The sequence below is a fragment of the Arthrobacter sp. B2060 genome, assembly GCF_059090445.1.
Genome location: NZ_JBNHFR010000046.1, coordinates 1 through 213 on the forward strand (window position 1 = coordinate 1; position 213 = coordinate 213).

The 213-nt window shown below is 61.5% G+C and carries 1 protein-coding gene; it reads right to left on the bottom strand.

All coding sequences use genetic code 11. The annotated features are described in order from the left end of the window. Positions 1 to 166: ATP-binding cassette domain-containing protein (locus AC5RUM_RS21535; protein WP_494036857.1), on the bottom strand; the 166-nt coding region annotated here is incomplete at its 3' end. Between the last annotated feature and the right edge of the window lie 47 nt (positions 167 to 213).

Sequence of the window (213 nt, forward strand, 5' to 3'; positions counted from 1 at the left end):
CCAGGCCGTTGATGCAGCGCAGGACGGTGGACTTGCCGGAACCGCTGGGGCCGATGATGCAGCAGATCTCTCCGCTGGCGATGTCCAGGTTGATGTCTTTCAGGACCGTCTTGGGGCCGAAAGACTTTCGGATTCCGCGGGCGTGAATGGTGCCGTCGTTGCTCATCGCAGGGTCCCTTCCGGTTCTGTCAGCACAACCTTCTTCGCCTTCCG